Annotated in this window: 11 protein-coding genes; 10 read left to right on the top strand and 1 reads right to left on the bottom strand. The window is 47.1% G+C overall.

What is annotated here, in order from left to right:
• Nucleotides 1-622 precede the first annotated feature (622 nt).
• Together EJQ19_RS11975 and EJQ19_RS11980 are read left to right on the top strand one after the other, a co-directional pair.
• Complete coding sequence (locus EJQ19_RS11975) at nucleotides 623-1,165, top strand: HNH endonuclease (RefSeq protein ID WP_206438408.1); 543 nt, start codon at nucleotides 623-625, stop codon at nucleotides 1,163-1,165.
• 489 nt (nucleotides 1,166-1,654) lie between these two features.
• Nucleotides 1,655-4,750, top strand: a complete 3,096-nt coding sequence (locus tag EJQ19_RS11980; RefSeq protein ID WP_164716492.1) for an AAA domain-containing protein — start codon at nucleotides 1,655-1,657, stop codon at nucleotides 4,748-4,750.
• 537 nt (nucleotides 4,751-5,287) lie between these two features.
• Here EJQ19_RS11980 and EJQ19_RS11985 read toward each other — a convergent pair.
• On the bottom strand, nucleotides 5,288-5,653 hold the full coding sequence (locus EJQ19_RS11985) for a VOC family protein (RefSeq protein WP_126141459.1): 366 nt from the start codon (nucleotides 5,651-5,653) through the stop codon (nucleotides 5,288-5,290).
• Nucleotides 5,654-5,755: 102 nt separating this feature from the next.
• Here EJQ19_RS11985 and EJQ19_RS11990 point away from each other — a divergent pair, with 102 nt between their 5' ends.
• The 8 genes from EJQ19_RS11990 to EJQ19_RS12025 all read left to right on the top strand — a co-directional run bounded on the left by EJQ19_RS11990 (nucleotide 5,756) and on the right by EJQ19_RS12025 (nucleotide 16,128).
• On the top strand, nucleotides 5,756-6,466 hold the full coding sequence (locus EJQ19_RS11990; RefSeq protein ID WP_126141460.1) for a TetR/AcrR family transcriptional regulator C-terminal domain-containing protein: 711 nt from the start codon (nucleotides 5,756-5,758) through the stop codon (nucleotides 6,464-6,466).
• A gap of 163 nt (nucleotides 6,467-6,629) precedes the next feature.
• A complete protein-coding gene (gene lepB / locus EJQ19_RS33055; protein WP_164716494.1) occupies nucleotides 6,630-8,408 on the top strand; it encodes a signal peptidase I in 1,779 nt (592 codons plus the stop codon).
• A gap of 472 nt (nucleotides 8,409-8,880) precedes the next feature.
• On the top strand, nucleotides 8,881-10,638 hold the full coding sequence (locus EJQ19_RS12000; RefSeq protein WP_164716496.1) for a sensor histidine kinase: 1,758 nt from the start codon (nucleotides 8,881-8,883) through the stop codon (nucleotides 10,636-10,638).
• Between the two features lie 25 nt (nucleotides 10,639-10,663).
• Nucleotides 10,664-11,989, top strand: a complete 1,326-nt coding sequence (locus EJQ19_RS12005; RefSeq protein ID WP_126141463.1) for an ABC transporter substrate-binding protein — start codon at nucleotides 10,664-10,666, stop codon at nucleotides 11,987-11,989.
• A gap of 16 nt (nucleotides 11,990-12,005) precedes the next feature.
• Nucleotides 12,006-12,809, top strand: coding sequence for a response regulator transcription factor (locus tag EJQ19_RS12010; protein ID WP_164716498.1), 804 nt, complete (start codon nucleotides 12,006-12,008; stop codon nucleotides 12,807-12,809).
• A gap of 130 nt (nucleotides 12,810-12,939) precedes the next feature.
• Nucleotides 12,940-14,286, top strand: coding sequence for an ABC transporter substrate-binding protein (locus EJQ19_RS12015; RefSeq protein ID WP_126141465.1), 1,347 nt, complete (start codon nucleotides 12,940-12,942; stop codon nucleotides 14,284-14,286).
• Nucleotides 14,287-14,351: 65 nt separating this feature from the next.
• The gene (locus tag EJQ19_RS12020; protein ID WP_126141466.1) at nucleotides 14,352-15,305 is read left to right on the top strand and encodes a carbohydrate ABC transporter permease; all 954 of its coding nucleotides are present in this window, start codon (nucleotides 14,352-14,354) and stop codon (nucleotides 15,303-15,305) included.
• Between the two features lies 1 nt (nucleotide 15,306).
• Nucleotides 15,307-16,128, top strand: a complete 822-nt coding sequence (locus EJQ19_RS12025; protein WP_126141467.1) for a carbohydrate ABC transporter permease — start codon at nucleotides 15,307-15,309, stop codon at nucleotides 16,126-16,128.
• Nucleotides 16,129-16,238: the final 110 nt, after the last annotated feature.

A 16,238-nucleotide genomic window follows, 5' to 3' on the forward strand; every position in this document is an offset into this window, starting at 1 on the left:
TGCGGATTAAACCTGCATGAAAATCTAATAGTGTCAAATTCCGAGCCGCTTTGTAATCAACCTAGGGGAAATATGGGTCTACTGGTTGAACGCTGTCTATTAATCTAGTACAATTATATTGCCCATAGATTTAGGCTATGTAGATGTGGATGACTTCTTGTCAAGTGCCGCATGGGCAACCTTGCACAACTGACTGATACCTGAGATGGCTAATGTGATCAATTGAACCAAGTAAAAAGAAATAACGATTTTTAGCACTTACTCAAAAACTCGAAGGCACCCGGTCTATGGGTGCCTTAAAATTTAGCCGTTATAGTGTATAAGGAGAACCTTACCATAAGTGACAGCGAAAAACCCGGATGTTGGTATGGTGGAGGAGCTTAGAGGATTGGACTGATTGGTGTAGGAAAATGATTAATTTCCTAGAATTGAGGGGGGTTACTTGATAAATCACAATTTTTGTTGTGTGTTTGAGGTGGGATAGAGGGGCTATATTAAAGGATAATTAGAGAACTTCGTAAAGCTTCGAAGACGTAGACATCTAATAACACCGTCTTCATTCATCGTGGCCAATATGGGCCAATTGGAAACAAGGATTAATATGACTAAGGAGAACTAGACCATGACTATGCCAACAAAGACTCAGATTTTTGAACATTGGATGGACTGGTTAGATAAGAGAGGATTAGACTGGGGGGAGCCGTGTTGTTGGGCTTGCAAACGCGATTTAGATGATAAGTATGATTTGAACAGGCCCAGGGCCACACGTGAAGAGATAATAAAGAATTGGGAGAGGGCACCTCTTCAACGTTGCCACATAATTGCCCGTCAATTTGGTGGGGAAGATATTCCGGATAATCTATTTCTGATGTGTAAAAGCTGTCATGACCGGGCTCCGAATACGAAATCTCGTGAGGCGTTTTTGGATTGGGTAGAAAGGCAAGATTACATAGCATTGGTTCAAGAAGATATCATGAGGGAGTTGAGGAGTTTTGATCTCTTAGACCGAATCGATGATGTTACTGAGATGCTAGCGGATAAAGAGTTGATGAAACGCTTTTTTAGCAATTCTGGTCTTCATATGAACCAGGCTAGAGGCGGGTCGGAGATCACTCTTTCAAGTATATTTGTTCAAATAGCTGAGGAACTGAAGAGACGTAACTAAGGCACACGATCTCCGTCTGTTCCATCACAGCCCCTGAACACTCCACCATACCAACACAAGGGAGAACGTCCATAACAGGCGTTCTCTTTCTCGTTACACTTAATCTTCTAGTGCCTCTCTTGCCACTTCCTGCGCGTAGGCTTCACCCAAGCCGATGGATTTGTAATACTCCCGCGTTACCTTTTCCATAAGCTCGATTACAGCCTAACGAGCCGAGGGAGTTGAATCCTCAATAAATAAGGCCGCCGATTACTTCGGTGGCTCTCTGTGTAGATTTTAAGAATGCAGAAACGGATAAACCTCAGGCATCATTCGCATCAGTCGTCGATAACCCCGATAAGCTCAACCCTACCATAAGTAGGGATGAAATGGCTGACAACGGAAAGTCCGTGGTATTATTGGAAGGAAGTCAAATTGTCCTTTGTGTCTTCAGAATGATAGGGTGAGAGCCTTATAATAGGCAAGTATAGATGATAATGGGGGGAGAACATGAATAAAAGGCAAGACATTTTAAATGCCTGGATTACGATAGAACAACTATCCGAGGGTTCTATTAATAGAAAAGACAAATCACTAAGACCCTTACGTACAAGGGAAGAGGACTGGAATAAGTTTTTTACAGACTTTTTAGCTAGACAAAAAAAACTGCAACATGTATCAGATGAGTTCTTTAAAAAGTCCGGTTTAGTATTATATTTTGATATTTTCAATTTCCAAGAAGTTGTTGATATATTGAGGGAGAAGTACAAGATTGCTGCAACCTACGAAGAGGTGAATAACTCAGACAAATTCACCTTCGCTATATTTCTTGATAACCAATTAAATTTTATAGCAGATAAATTGTTTTTTACAATGAGCGGTTATATCCGCCAGCATGGTGATTTACCTAAAAACTTCTTAAAAGTTGAAAACTCATTTAGAGAAGATTTGAAAAGTAAATTTGATGAGGGGTTTAATATCACCATTTCTGGGCTTTTACAAAAGTATAATGTTTCTACAGGTAATTTCCGCTATGGATTTGTGAAAAACCTGGATAATGGAGATATCAATTTGCATTCGTTTTTTATTGAAGATCTGAACAAAGCAAAGATCATTACTAATAAAAATTTAGATCGATACTTTAATGGTTTTTCGGGAGATAGACAAAATCTGGATGGAAATACAAAGTCAATTCATTTTAACCCACAAATTTTCGAGGCATTCGCGTTACAACCTAACTATTATCCGTTAGGACGTTTTCCAAGCAATTCTGGTTTTGCACTTTCATTCATGCAACAGGCTGCGGTGAATCTAGCTTTAAATGATGAAAATGAAATTCGTAGTGTCAATGGTCCGCCAGGAACAGGGAAAACAACACTGTTAAAGGATATTTTTGCTGATTTGGTAGTACAACAGGCAGCGGAAATTATGCAGCTTTCGGAAAAAAAGATTCGAGGCAGTCTAGTTTATTGGCAAGATGCCAAGCTTGGCGTTTTACCATCTTCTATTTCAGATAAAAATATTGTTGTTGCAAGTTCAAACAATGGGGCAGTCCAAAACATAGTTAAAGAGTTACCAAAGAAAGAAAACATTGCTGGCGATTTTCAAACGCAGTTAGATAAGGCAGATTATTTCAAAGATATTTCTAATTCTGAATTAACCGGTGAAGGCTTCGGGAAGAATCGTGAAATTAAAAGTAAGCTTTTAAATGAGGAAAATTGGGGTGTATTCTCATTAGAAGGTGGAACTTCAACAAATATTAACAAGCTTCTTTTAAACATTGAAGCCATTGAAAAAGAGTTAGAAGGTAATTATCAAGCTGGTAGAGGTGAAAGCGTATATCAAGAATTCTCCCGTCTCTATGATGAGTTAAAAATGGAAAGGGAAAAAATGCAAGAATATAGCGAGAACATATATTTGCTTCAGAAATTAAAAATCGAGCATAAGAAGCAATTGGTTGCTTTTGAACAAGAAGAAAAAAGGAAACGAGCAGATATAATTTCACAGGAAGAAGAAGTGAATCGCGAACTTGATGGACTGGGGCAAGAACTTGTAAATCTCCAAAAGGATGGATTGAATTGTTCCATTGAAATTGAAAATTTAATCAATGTACAAGCTCAAGCTGAAAGGAATTATGATGTGGTGATTTCACAAAAACCAAGTTTTTTGTGGTTTCAGAAATTATTTAATAAGCCAAAAGTTGAGCAGTATTTTAAAAATCTGAATAAATCGAATGAACATTTAAATGATCTATCTAACGAAAGAACTAAATTGTTGAATAGACGCATAAAACTTGAAGGTGGGATAAGGGAAAACGCTAAGAAAAGTGAGGATGCCCACAAACGAATTCAGGACACAAAAGCGGACTTCGATCGATGGATGAGCAATCAACAAAATGATATCGAAAAATTGGAACAGGAAATTTCGCTATTGGAAAAAACCAAATCACAAAGTGGCATTAAGGAACTAGATTTTTCACTATCATATGATGAGCTTCAAAAGTCTAACCCATGGTTTACCATGCAATTCCGCAAATTACAATCAGAGTTGTTTATTTCAGCTTTAAAAGTTAGAAAGCAATTCCTGTATGAAAACAGAAGGAATTTAAAAGCCGCGAGGATTATTTGGAGTAATCAGTCTGAACACATTGGAAAAGAGAATGGATATCAGTTAATTTCAGAATCATGGCAATGGTTGAATTTCACTATCCCTGTTATCAGCACTACGTTTGCTAGTTTTGGTAGAATGTTTAAAAATCTTAACGAAAACGCAATAGGCAATCTGTTCGCAGACGAGGCTGGTCAAGCGCTACCACAAGCTAGTGTTGGTGCAATCTTTAGAAGCAAAAAGGTTATGGTTGTTGGAGATCCATCACAAATAAAACCAGTGTTGACGCTAGATTCGAATGTTCTGACCTTGATCGGAAGATACTACAAAGTCGATGAGAAATTTGTCTCTGCTAATGCTTCCACTCAAACAATTGTAGATGCCACGAGCCAATATGGTTTTCAAAAAAATGAGGATGAATGGATTGGTATACCACTCTGGGTGCACAGACGGTCAGACTATCCGATGTTTAAAATTTCGAATGAAATATCGTATGGTGGGTTGATGGTACAGGGTAAATCAGAAGATGAGTCACAAGGAAAATCACAGTGGTATGATTCAACCGGAAAAGCAAATGACAAGTTTGTTAAAGAACAAGCTGACTTGCTGAAGAGTATGATTGATAACCGTTTGCGAGAAGATCCGAATTTAGCGGATGAAATTTATGTTATCACCCCATTTAAAAATGTGGCGGATCAACTTGCACACGTTTTAGATGAATTGAACTTCACGAAACGAGAAAATGGGAAAACAACGAATGTTGGAACTGTTCATACTTTTCAAGGGAAAGAGGCCCAAATTGTCTACTTTGTTCTTGGAGCTGACTCTGATAGCAGCGGGGCGGCAAACTGGGCTGTCTCTGAGCCCAATATGATGAATGTTGCAGCTACACGAGCTAAAGGAGAATTTTATGTGATTGGCGATAAGAAATTATATGCCTCTCTCGGTAGTAAAGTGGTAAATAAAACAATTTCAATTATTGATGACTATAACAAGTGAAGTCTGTTGAAGACTGCCGGGTCAATTTGTGAATAGAGATATTTCGAGCCTTGGTGGATGACCGAACAGGTAAACCGAAATAAATCAAACATGAGAGAAACGGCAAAGCAGTGTGCTTGTAAGCCGTAACTTGCACACTGCAGCGTGATGAATCGAACAGGGCGGGAAGAAGCTTGCCGCAACCAATTAAGCCATTCTTCCCCGATATGGAAAAAGTCAACACACCTACCAAGGCATAAGCGGGAATCCATCAGTTGAGTTTATAAATGCCAAGCGCAATGAACAGATGCTCGATGCCCATAAACATTACGGAGGACATAAAAACCTGAGAAAGGTATGTTGAAAATACTGGAAAACGCTACAAGTTTCAGGTCCTTTTTACGCCAATACGTATAGGCTAGAAGAAGAAGGCGTAGATCCGCAGGTATAATAAACCAGAGGGCGGTTATAGGGATATCGTGTCTTAACTGGAGTGGCATCGGATTCAATCGGGTATCGTACCTTTCAAATAGCAACGCGGCTGCTTACCCCCTTTTTTTAACAAAAACAAGTGACCTCAAACAGAATTCCGTTCAGTGCCGAGAAATATAAGGTGTATCCGCCTCTCATCATTTTAGGTACATGACCGGATGCGGTTCCGAATGCTTCAAGCTTTTTATGGAACTCGTCAACTTCGGTTTTTGTATCCATGTAGAAGCCAATATGGAAATCTTTTGGATAGCGATAGTCTTCATCCAGGCTAGTTGGCATGCTGCTGAGAACTAAGGTAAATCCATGACCGTCCTCCATAACGGCGATTGCAGTCCCTTTTTGTTCAATAAGCTGAAAGTCAAAGAGACTTTGGAAAAACATAATTGCTTCAGATAAGTCAGTAACGCACAAGTTCATATGGTTAAGTTTCATTCATCCACAGCTCCTTTTGTCATTAATCTAACGGGATTAGAATAATCTAATATATTTAGATTGTCAACTCGTGATATACTTGAAGTGAAAGAGGTGGGATGTGTGGCAAGACGACGAATTTACATACTGTCAGATGGGCAAAACGAAGGAATTAGTTCAGGCCATGTACCACTTGGTCGGGAACGGATACTGGGTACGGCTCTTGAGGTGTTAAACGAGGTTGGATTGAAGGATCTAAGCATGAAGAAGATAGCGGATAAATTACAGGTGAAAACAGCCTCTTTATATTATCACGTCAAGGACAAAGAAGAATTAATGCAGCTTCTTTCGGATCGAATAAGTCGAGGAATGGTTTGGCCAGAGCGGTCCTTGGATTGGAAGGAACAAATCGTTCAGTGGGCTGAGCAGTTTCGGCTGGTACTTCTTTCCCACAGAGATGCGGTTGAATTATTTACGCAGACGATTGCGAGAGGCATGGACAGACTAACTCAGATCGAAAAGTTATACGAGCTGCTTGTTTCCGCGGGATTCGCAGATTCCCATATTCCATGGACTGCATCGCTGCTCAAAAATTATGTGCTTGGTTTTGTAGCTGAGAACGTTCAACTTATGGCTATTGCAAGAGGTCAATTTACCTCTTCTGAAGAGATGAGTGAACAGTATGAGCAGTTTTATCGCCAACTGCCTGAGGAGAAATTCCCGAATATGATTCGCCTAGCTCCTTACACAACTAGACCGGACTGGGAGAAGGAATTCCAATTTGGGGTGAGGGTGTTAATCGACGGTTTGGCTGACAAAAGGAAACAGGAATAACTTGTCGGTACAGTTTGAATAATCTTATGGTAAAATCTTGTAGAAGGTGAATACGAAAATGATAGAGGTGCTCTAATTGCTGCGATATTTCAGGCTAGTTATCCTTCTATGTTTACTCCAGCTTTATTTGGTTCCGTCCGTTTATGCGGATGAACCTGTTCGGGTGTTTGTTAATGAATATCAGGTGATCTATGATCAACTGCCTATAATTGAGGAAGGAAATACACTCGTTCAATTCCGGCCTTCCTTTGAAGCGCTTGGCTTCACCGTACAGTGGGAACAGATGAGTTCGACCGTTACAGGCACTGCTCCGAATTTGAAGGTTCAAATGCAGATGGGCAGCCGCAAGGCCTATATCAATGGTGTGGAGAAGGAACTTCCCGCTGCACCCCTACTCGTAAATGGCTCGACATTCGTACCCATCCGGTTTCTGGGGGAAGCATCGGGGGGAGACGTTACGTGGGACTCGGCAACGAATCATGTCGATATCGTGACGGATAAAAGCTACTACGTGTACCGCGAGGCGATCGCGAACAATCTCGATAAGGTCAGATATTGGCTTGAGCACGGCGGCGGTCCTAACTTTGCCAATAGAAATGACGGTATTTCCTCACTGGGGATGGCGTCATTCCACAACAATATCGAGATGGTGAAGCTTTTGCTGGATTACGGGGCTATCCCGGATATACCCAATCCGGTTTACGCCTTTGCGCCGGATGAAATGGATATGGCCATATACGGGAAAAATCCCGAATTGGTGAGGTTACTCGTTCAATATGGAGCCGATCCGAATAAGAAAACCAAACAAGGCCAGACATTAATTGAACAGGTCAAGCAGCAGTTGGATGAAGCAAATTCTGAGGATGTCCCGGCGCTGAACGAGATTCTAGACATTCTCGAATCCGCCAAGGATCTGCCAAAAATAAACCGTTACGCGCGTTTTATTGCACAGGATAACTCTATGAAGCCGACCATCGCAAATGGGGAACGGACGTGGGTGGACAAGCAATATAGCCAGCTTCATCCGGTTTTGAGGAACGACTTGGTCATGTTTGAAGGGCCGGACGGCAGGCAATCCATGAAGCGGGTGATTGGACTTCCGGGAGAAGCGATTCGCATAGATCAGGAGAATATGTATGTGAACGGCGAGCGCTCAACGTCCAATATGCTACCGGGGAACAAGGTTGATCAGGCGGAGATGGTACTGAGCAGTGATCAGGTGTTCGTGATCGGAGACAATTACACCGACAGCATCGACAGCCGGTCTTCCTACGTCGGCCCCGTCTCACTGAAGCAAATTATTGGAAAGATAATTCACATCGAGCATAAATACGTCCCAAGCGAGGTGGAGCATCCACCTCAAGGAACGAAGCAGACAAACCCGGCCCCAGCCACGTCGGCGGCCAAAACCTATAAGGTCCCGCCAGCCATGACCATCGACACTTCGAAAAAGTATCAGGCTCAAGTGCATACAAACAAAGGTGACTTTACCATCGAAATGTTTGCCGATATGGCCCCGAAGACTGTAAACAACTTTGTTTTTCTGTCAAGGCAAGGGTTCTATAACGACGTTATTTTTCACAGGATTATCAAGTCATTTATGATTCAGGGTGGTGATCCTACAGGTACAGGAAGAGGGGGACCGGGCTACAGCTTCGAAGACGAACTGAAGACGTCTTACACTTACGAACCGGGAATTGTCGCGATGGCGAATGCCGGGCCGAATACGAACGGAAGCCAGTTTTTCATTTGCACGGGAGAAGACAGCCGTAATCTGGCGCAATTCCCCAACTACACCATATTTGGCAAAGTAACGGAGGGGATGGAAACTGTACTGGCGATTGCTGATGTTCCGGTCGAGCAGCAGGACAATTATAATGAAAACAGCAAGCCAGCAGAGAAAGTGGTCATTCAAGGCATCGACATTGTAGAATCGGAATAGCGAAGGAGATAGAAGACGGGGCGGCAAAATGCCGCCCCGTCATTTTTTTAAAATAAAAACTGTAATATGAATCTCGCATGACAGATGAGCATACAGCCGAGCAGGGACAACGCCTAATCCGTGCTTGCCCGAGCGCCACCGGAAATCCGGGGCTAAGGTTCGGGTTCATCCATCGTTCCTGGGGAGTGTGGGTAATGTTATACTTGTTTAGGGGGGTATATAAAAACAGAATAAAAGTAAGTTTTGCCTCATTAAATTTTCGGCGAAGGTTCTGTATGATCTTCTTATCCGATGTAATTTTGAGGATTGATCGTTGAGGACTTCATTTTGAGAGCGCTTTATTTGCACTGAAGGGCGCAAACCGACGCTGAAACAGCTAGCCAATTTACGATGGGGTGCATTCCCTATTCGCAATACTGAGCGATAAAGGGAAACTACCGGGAAGCGGGAAGGAGGAAAAACAATCTTTGCGTTGAACAGGCCGATTTCCATACGAGCGATGTTGCTAACCGTTTTTTTGCTTCTTATGCTGTTTCCTTTGATCGTCATCACGTATATCACGTACGAGAAACAAAACGAGATTTTTCAAAAGCAGGTCAGCCAATATTTGCTGCAGACCGTCAGTCAGACCCAGCGAGCGTTGGAAGCGGATCTTACAGAGATCGACCGGCTAACGTGGCCCTTGCTGTATCAGCGCCCGCTCGATTTTCTGGATAAGCCCATCAATAGCCCGTACTTGCTGCAGGAAGCGAATCAGAAATTCAAAGAGTTAATGTATTCCGACCTGCTGCGGGGCCGGCTGGATCATATCCGCGCCGTTTATTTGGTCACCCCGAACCGAACGGTGCTGTCCACGGACAACGCTTTTCAATCTTACGAGCAGTTGGATATCGGCAATTTCAACCATATCGTCGAACAGATTCAGAAGCAGCCGCTTAAAATGGGTTGGTTCAGCGACAAATGGGCGATTTATCGGACCAAGGATGGCTTTAAGACCCCGGTGCGCGATTCCGTGACGGCAGCGAGGCAACTCATCGACAGCAATACGTCCGAACTGAGAGGGTATCTGTTCATCCAATTGAACGATCGCTTTATCGACGATAGTCTAGCCCCAGTCCGAATCGGTTCGACCGGGGCTCTCATGTTGTCCGACGCGGCGGGCGACGACATATATCGGCAGCAGTCAGCCTTGTTCGATGAGCCGGGCATCGAGGGTTTGGTGAAATCGCTATCGCATCCCGCGGAGGCAGTCGGTAAAGTCGCGGGAAAATGGTTGATGGCTCACGAAACGTCTGCAGTAAGCGGCTGGAGAATGACAGCGGTCGTTCCGTTAAACGAGCTCATGAGCCCGAATCAGAAAATTTTGAAATACTTACTCGTCATGGCGGGTTTAGGCGCGGTCATCTTCTCCATTGTATCCGTTCTCATGGCTACCGCGATATCCAAGCCGGTCATCAATTTGGCCAAGCTGATGTCGTCACCTTCCATCGACCAGCTGCAGGTGCGTGAAATCCAGGGTTCCATTCAGGAAATCGGCGTCCTGCAGCGCAATTTCAACCGATTAATGCAGCGGATTCAACAGCTGATCCAAGAGAATGAGCAGCAGGAAAAGGAGAAGCGGAAGGCGCTGCTTCAAGCGCTCCAAATGCAAATTAAGCCGCATTTTCTATACAATACGCTCGATACGATCTACTGGATGTCGAAGAAGCACAAGGCGGAACCGATCAGCAAGCTTGTGACCGCGTTGGGCAAGTTTTTCCGGTTCACCTTGAGCGCGGAGCAGGAATGGACCACTTTGCAGATGGAGCTTGAGCATATCGAAAACTATTTGCAAATTCAATCATTCCGCTACCGCGATCGGCTTCAATATACAATCGTCGCCGATCCGGATACGAAGGATACGAAAATTATGCCTCTTCTCCTGCAGCCGATTGTCGAGAACGCGCTCGAACATGGCATTTCCAAGGTTAGCGGGGGCGGTCAAGTCACAATCCGTGCCTTCAAGGAGGGCGAATGTGTAAACATCGTCATCCACAATACCGGGAGGAAAGTCGATATGGAGCAGGTCAGCCTTCAGTTGCAGGATTCGTCCAGTGAGCATCTGGGGCTTCGCAACGTCCAACAGCGCATTTCCCTGGCATTCGGCCAAGATTACGGCATCCGCCTGGAAGCGGGGGAAGCGGAAGGGACGGCGGTAACGGTTTGCATTCCCCACAACGAATTGCATTAGATATCGATGCTGAGGAGGGAACGGTTTGAATCGCAGGAAGTACAACGGGTTGATCATCGTTTCTTTCGTCTTGCTGCTCGTCTGGGCGCTGAGCGGAACGATACTGCTGAATCTCGAGACTACGGATTCGACGGTTGTTTCGGAGCCGGTTCGCAAAATCAAGGTACTGATCCGTACGGGAACCGAGTCTGCAGCTTTACGACAGCTGCTGGCACCATTCGAACATGATACGGGGATCAGGGTCGAATTCATTGAGATCGGTCGCGACGGTTACTTTACGGCTGTAGGTACGCAACTGCTCGCCGGTTCGAACACGTTCGATATCGTCTTCGTCCCGAACACGTCTATCGCCCAGTTTGCTTCGGCGAAAGCGATCGCGCCTTTGGACGGTTACATAAGCAGTGAGCAATCATCCGCTCCCGAAGGGTTCGATCTCGACGATTTTCTGACGGTGTATCGCTACAAAGGTTCGATTTATGCTTTGCCCACGGACATCAGTACGCATTTCCTGTACTACCGCAGCGATTTGATTCCGAATCCGCCCGATACCTGGGAGGAAGTGTACGAGATCGCAAAGAGATTCTCGCAATTTGGGAACCCGAAGTCCCCTACGATATGGGGGCTCGCGATGCCGGGCGTCGTTCCGGAAGAGCGGACCAAAATATTTGCCTCCTTGCTGTGGTCTTTCGGAGGAAACTTCCTGGACGAGGATAGTGGCAAGGTGCTACTTGATTCGGAGGCATCGGTCCGTGCCGGAGACTATTTGCAGCGGCTTGTTCGGGATAAGATTGTGCCGGATAAGATTCTGTCCTGGGATTTCGTGCGGACGAGGGACGCGCTCTTGTCCGGGGAAGTCGCTATGGCAGCACCGTATTGGAACTCGGCATATCCGTCGATCAAACTAAACGCTGGCCCTTATGCGGGCTTCATTCGGATCGCGTTACTTCCAGGGAGGAAGGACAGCGACGGAACGGTTCAACGCGTTCCTTTCCAGCACGGCTGGACGCTGGCGATCAACGCAAACTCGGATAACAAGGAAGCGGCGTGGAAGTTTCTCGCATATGCCACTGGTAAACGTGGGGGAATGATCTACGCTGATGCCGGCGGTGTGCCGGCGAGGCGTTCGCTGCTCGGCGACCCGGCGTTCCGGGAGAAGCGCCCCGATTTTTCGCTCATTCTGGAAACGATGAAGATGGCCAAGAACGAGCCGTCAGTTACCTACTATCCGGCGATGGTGGATGCGGTGGAACGGGCTCTCGCCAAAGTAATGACGTTGTATGAAGAACCGCAGGACGCATTCCGGGAGGCGTCCACCGATCTGCGCCGTCTGGCGGTGCGGGCGGCTCCGTGAAAGGAAGGGGATTAGGTTGGCTAAGGCGGAATACCGCGCGATGATTATCGATGATGAAGCCTGGATTCGGGAAGGACTATGCGAACACATCGAGTGGGAGAAGCTCGGCATCGAGCTCGTTAACGTTTTCGAGGACGGCGCCGAAGCGCTTGCCTATTTGGAGAAAGACCCGGTTGACATCGTCTTGTCCGATATACGCATGCCCAACATGACCGGGCTCGAACTGGTGGCCCGGCTTCGCGTCAGCGGCCGCGTAGAAGAGGAAGCCGACGCGATCACAGTCAAAGACTTGTCTGGCATCAAGGTGATCTTCTTGAGCGGTTATGGTGATTTCCAATACGCGCAGGAAGCGCTGCGGCTGGGAGCGGTCGATTATTTGCTCAAGCCGACAGAGGTGGAGGAGATCGAAAACGCCTTGCTGAAGGCCAAGGCGCTTTGCGCTTCGGACAGAGTTTCTCCGTCCAGAATGCGTAGCGCCATCGAGCCATTGGAGGAACCGAGCTCTTATTTGATTAAGAAGGCTCTGAACTACATTCACGCGCATTTTGCCGAAGAGGTTCATTTGGCGGACATTGCGGGCGAGTTGTTCGTGACGCCGAACTATTTGAGTCGATTGTTTCGCCAGGAGACCGGACGATCGTTTGTCGAATGCTTGTCCCGGATACGCCTCGGTAAAGCCTGCAGCCTGCTGACGGAGGGCAAGCTGAAAATCTATCAAGTGGGAGAAGCGGTCGGTTATCCGAATCCGCGTTATTTTAGCGAGTGGTTCCAGAAAAATATGGGCATGTCACCAGGAGATTTCCGGAAAACGCAAATATGAAAGCGGTTCAAAATTAGGCGAAAAAGCGGACGAAAAGATAGATTCGCCTCATTATGTCAATAATCCCGATCGAGTAGGATAAAGATGTTAAGCGATTACATCATTCATCGGATCGAAAGGGGTTAATGACATGAAACAAAAAGTGGGCCTGGCTTTTACGGCGGCAGCCGTCCTCGGCATGATGCTGACGGGGTGCAGCAGCAATTCGAACAACGGCGCTTCGCCTTCCGCGGCATCTCCTAGCACACCGCCAAGCACACAGCCGAGCGCAAGCGCATCCGCCACGCCCGGCGGCGGCAATCAACAGGTCGAAATTTTCAGCTGGTGGACCGGCGCGGGCGAGGAAGCGGGTCTGAAAGGACTTATCAAGGAATTTGAAGGCAAGCATGCCAACATCAAAGTCATCAATTCCGCCGTCTCCGGCGGCGCCGGTACGAACGCCAAGGCGGTGCTGGCAAGCCGGATGCAGGGCGGGGATCCGCCAGATGCGTTTCAGGTGCATGGCGGCGCTGAACTGAATACCGGCTGGGTGGCGGCAAACAAGGTCATCCCGCTGAACGATCTGTACGAGGCGGAAGGTTGGAAAACCAAATTTCCGCAAGATCTGATCGACCTCGTTAGCAAGGACGGCAACATCTACTCGGTACCGGTCAACATCCATCGCGGCAACGTGTTATTCTACAACAAGAAAATTTTCGACAGCAACGGTCTGAAAGCCCCGACGACGTTTGACGAGTTCTTCGCGGTGGCCGACGCTTTGAAAGCCAAGGGCATCGTTCCGCTGGCCTTGGGCGATAAGGAGCCGTGGTCGGCCACGATGCTGTTCGAGAACGTGCTGCTCGGCCAGCTCGGCACGGAAGATTACAAGAAATTGTGGACGGGCAAGCTGTCTTTCGACGACGCCAAGGTGAAGACTTCGCTGGAAACGTTTAAGAAGATGCTAACTTATATCAACTCCGATCATGCCGCCCGCAACTGGCAGGACGCCGCGCAGCTGGTGGCAAACGGCGAAGCAGCGATGAACGTGATGGGCGATTGGGCGAAAGGCTACTTCACGACGGATCTGAAATTAACCGCGAACAAAGACTTCGGCTGGGTGGCGACGCCGAACTCGTCCGGCATGTTTATGGTCGTCACCGACACGTTCGCGATTCCGAAGGGCGCCAAGCACATAGAGGCAGCCAAAGAATGGTTGAAAGTGCTCGGCTCGGTAGAAGGGCAGGATGTGTTCAACCCGCTGAAGGGCTCCATTCCGGCTCGCGTCGATGCGAACAAATCCAAGTATGACGTGTATGGGCAATCGACGATTGAAGATTTCAAGGCAAGCAAGCTGGCGCCGAGCATGGCTCACGGCTCCGCCGCTCCAGAAGGCTTCACGACGCAAGCGAACCAGGTCATCAACATTTTCGTCACCAACGGCGATGTGAATCAAGCGCTGAAAGCGCTGAAGCAAGCGCAAAGCTCGAGCATTAAGTAGAGAATAGCATTAAGGGTCAGACGCCGAATCGCGCGGCTGACCCTCCTTATTGGGAGTGATCGCTTATGATAGACACGGGTTCCGTAACGGCTCCAAGACGCCGTAACCGGACAATTGCCCGAATGGCGCCGATTCTGATGATCTTGCCGTCGTTTGTGGTTATCGGGATATTCGTTTACGGGTTCATCGCTTGGACAGGTTATGTATCCTTTACGGATTGGAATACGCTCGTGAAGTCGTCCAATTGGATCGGCTTTGACAATTACCGCTTTCTTTTTCAGGATTTTCGGTTTCAGTCCGATTTGCGCAATACGCTCTTTTTTACCGCGTTGTTCATTGGCTTGTCCATGATGGTCGGCCTATTCCTGGCCCGGATTGTCGATACGAAAGTCCGCGGTGAGGTTTTCTTCCGCAACGTATTCATCTTTCCGATGGCATTGTCCTTCATCGTTACCGGGGTCATTTGGCAATGGATCCTATCGCCCAAAACCGGAGTGAATCTGATTCTGAAGAATATTGGTTTTACGCATGTGCCTGATTGGTTCGTCAGCACCCAGATCATACCGAAAGTTCATACCGGGCAGATCGATTTCGGCATGCCGATGGCGATTATAGCCGTCGTGGTAGCCGCCGTATGGCAAATGACAGGTTTCGCCATGGCGATGTATTTGGCCGGATTACGGGCCATTCCCGAAGATCTGCGTGAAGCCGCACGCGTTGACGGTGCAGCCGAACGTCAAATCTTCCGCAAAGTCATCCTTCCGCAGCTGAAACCGATCTCTATGAGCCTGATCATCATTCTGGCGCATGTTTCGTTGAAAATATTCGATTTAATTTACGCGATGACGGGTCCCGGCGCCATGTTCGTGACGGACGTTCCCGGCATGTATATGTTCGAGACGACTTTCCGCGGGAATCATTACGCCCAAGGCGCAGGTATCGCGATGGTCATGCTGCTGCTCGTATCTCTCGTCATCGTGCCCTATTTGATTTCCGCGTTCCGAAAGGAGAAGTCGTAGAATGGCGATGCCGCGCACGAAACGGCTTGTTCTGTACTTCACACTCGCTGTGCTTGCAGCCGTCTTCCTCGTCCCGATCTATGTCATGCTCGTCACGAGCGTCAAGAGCGTGGATGAAATTACGCTTGACCAGATGTGGAAGCTTCCCTCCCGTCTGAATTTCTCAGCCTATCACGAAGCTTACGATAAGCTGATTCCGAATTTGGCCAACAGCTTCTATCTGGCCGTCCCGGCGACGCTGCTGTCTTCGCTGCTGGGTTCCATGAACGGTTATGTGCTGTCCAAATGGAAATTCCGGGGCTCTGATACGTTGTTTGCGTTGATGCTGTTCGGGATGTTCATTCCGTACCAGAGCATTCTCATTCCGCTGATTCAATTTTTGCAGAAGGTGCAGCTCTATAACTCGATCCCCGGCCTCATCCTGATTCACGTCATATATGGTTTGCCTATATGCACCCTGATGTTCCGCAATTTCTACGCCGGCATACCGAACGAACTGCTGGAAGCGGCGCAAATCGACGGCAACGGCTTCATGGGGATTTACAGAAGGGTAATTTTCCCGCTGTCGATCACCGGATTCGTCGTCGTCGGCATTTGGCAGTTTACGAGCGTATGGAACGAATTCCTGTTCGCCGTATCACTGACTTCGCAGAAACATCAGCCGATTATGGTCGCGCTGCAGAATCTGTCCGGAAGCCAGATCGTGCAATGGAACGTGCAGATGGCGGGAGCGCTGTTGGCTGCACTGCCTACCCTCGCCGTATATATTTTCTTAGGAAAGTTCTTCATACGCGGATTGCTCTCGGGATCGATTAAAGGATAGCCGCTCCAAGCTGTCATTCGTTTATGAAATAGGCCCGGCCAGCAGTGGCTGGGCCTCAAATTCCTATTGTAAGAAAGCGGTTGCAACGCTTGATTACGCCGGCAGCAGCA

It is taken from the genome of Paenibacillus whitsoniae (genome assembly GCF_003955665.1).
GTDB lineage: Bacteria > Bacillota > Bacilli > Paenibacillales > NBRC-103111 > Paenibacillus_E > Paenibacillus_E whitsoniae.

Bases quoted from the DNA above. Each gene is read 5' to 3' on its own strand.
- EJQ19_RS11980 (WP_164716492.1), top strand. From the start codon at position 1,655: ATGAATAAAAGGCAAGACATTTTAAATGCCTGGATTACGATAGAACAA.
- EJQ19_RS12025 (WP_126141467.1), top strand. From the start codon at position 15,307: ATGGCGATGCCGCGCACGAAACGGCTTGTTCTGTACTTCACACTCGCT.
- EJQ19_RS11975 (WP_206438408.1), top strand. From the start codon at position 623: ATGACTATGCCAACAAAGACTCAGATTTTTGAACATTGGATGGACTGG.
- EJQ19_RS11985 (WP_126141459.1), bottom strand. From the start codon at position 5,653: ATGAAACTTAACCATATGAACTTGTGCGTTACTGACTTATCTGAAGCA.
- EJQ19_RS12015 (WP_126141465.1), top strand. From the start codon at position 12,940: ATGAAACAAAAAGTGGGCCTGGCTTTTACGGCGGCAGCCGTCCTCGGC.
- EJQ19_RS12020 (WP_126141466.1), top strand. From the start codon at position 14,352: ATGATAGACACGGGTTCCGTAACGGCTCCAAGACGCCGTAACCGGACA.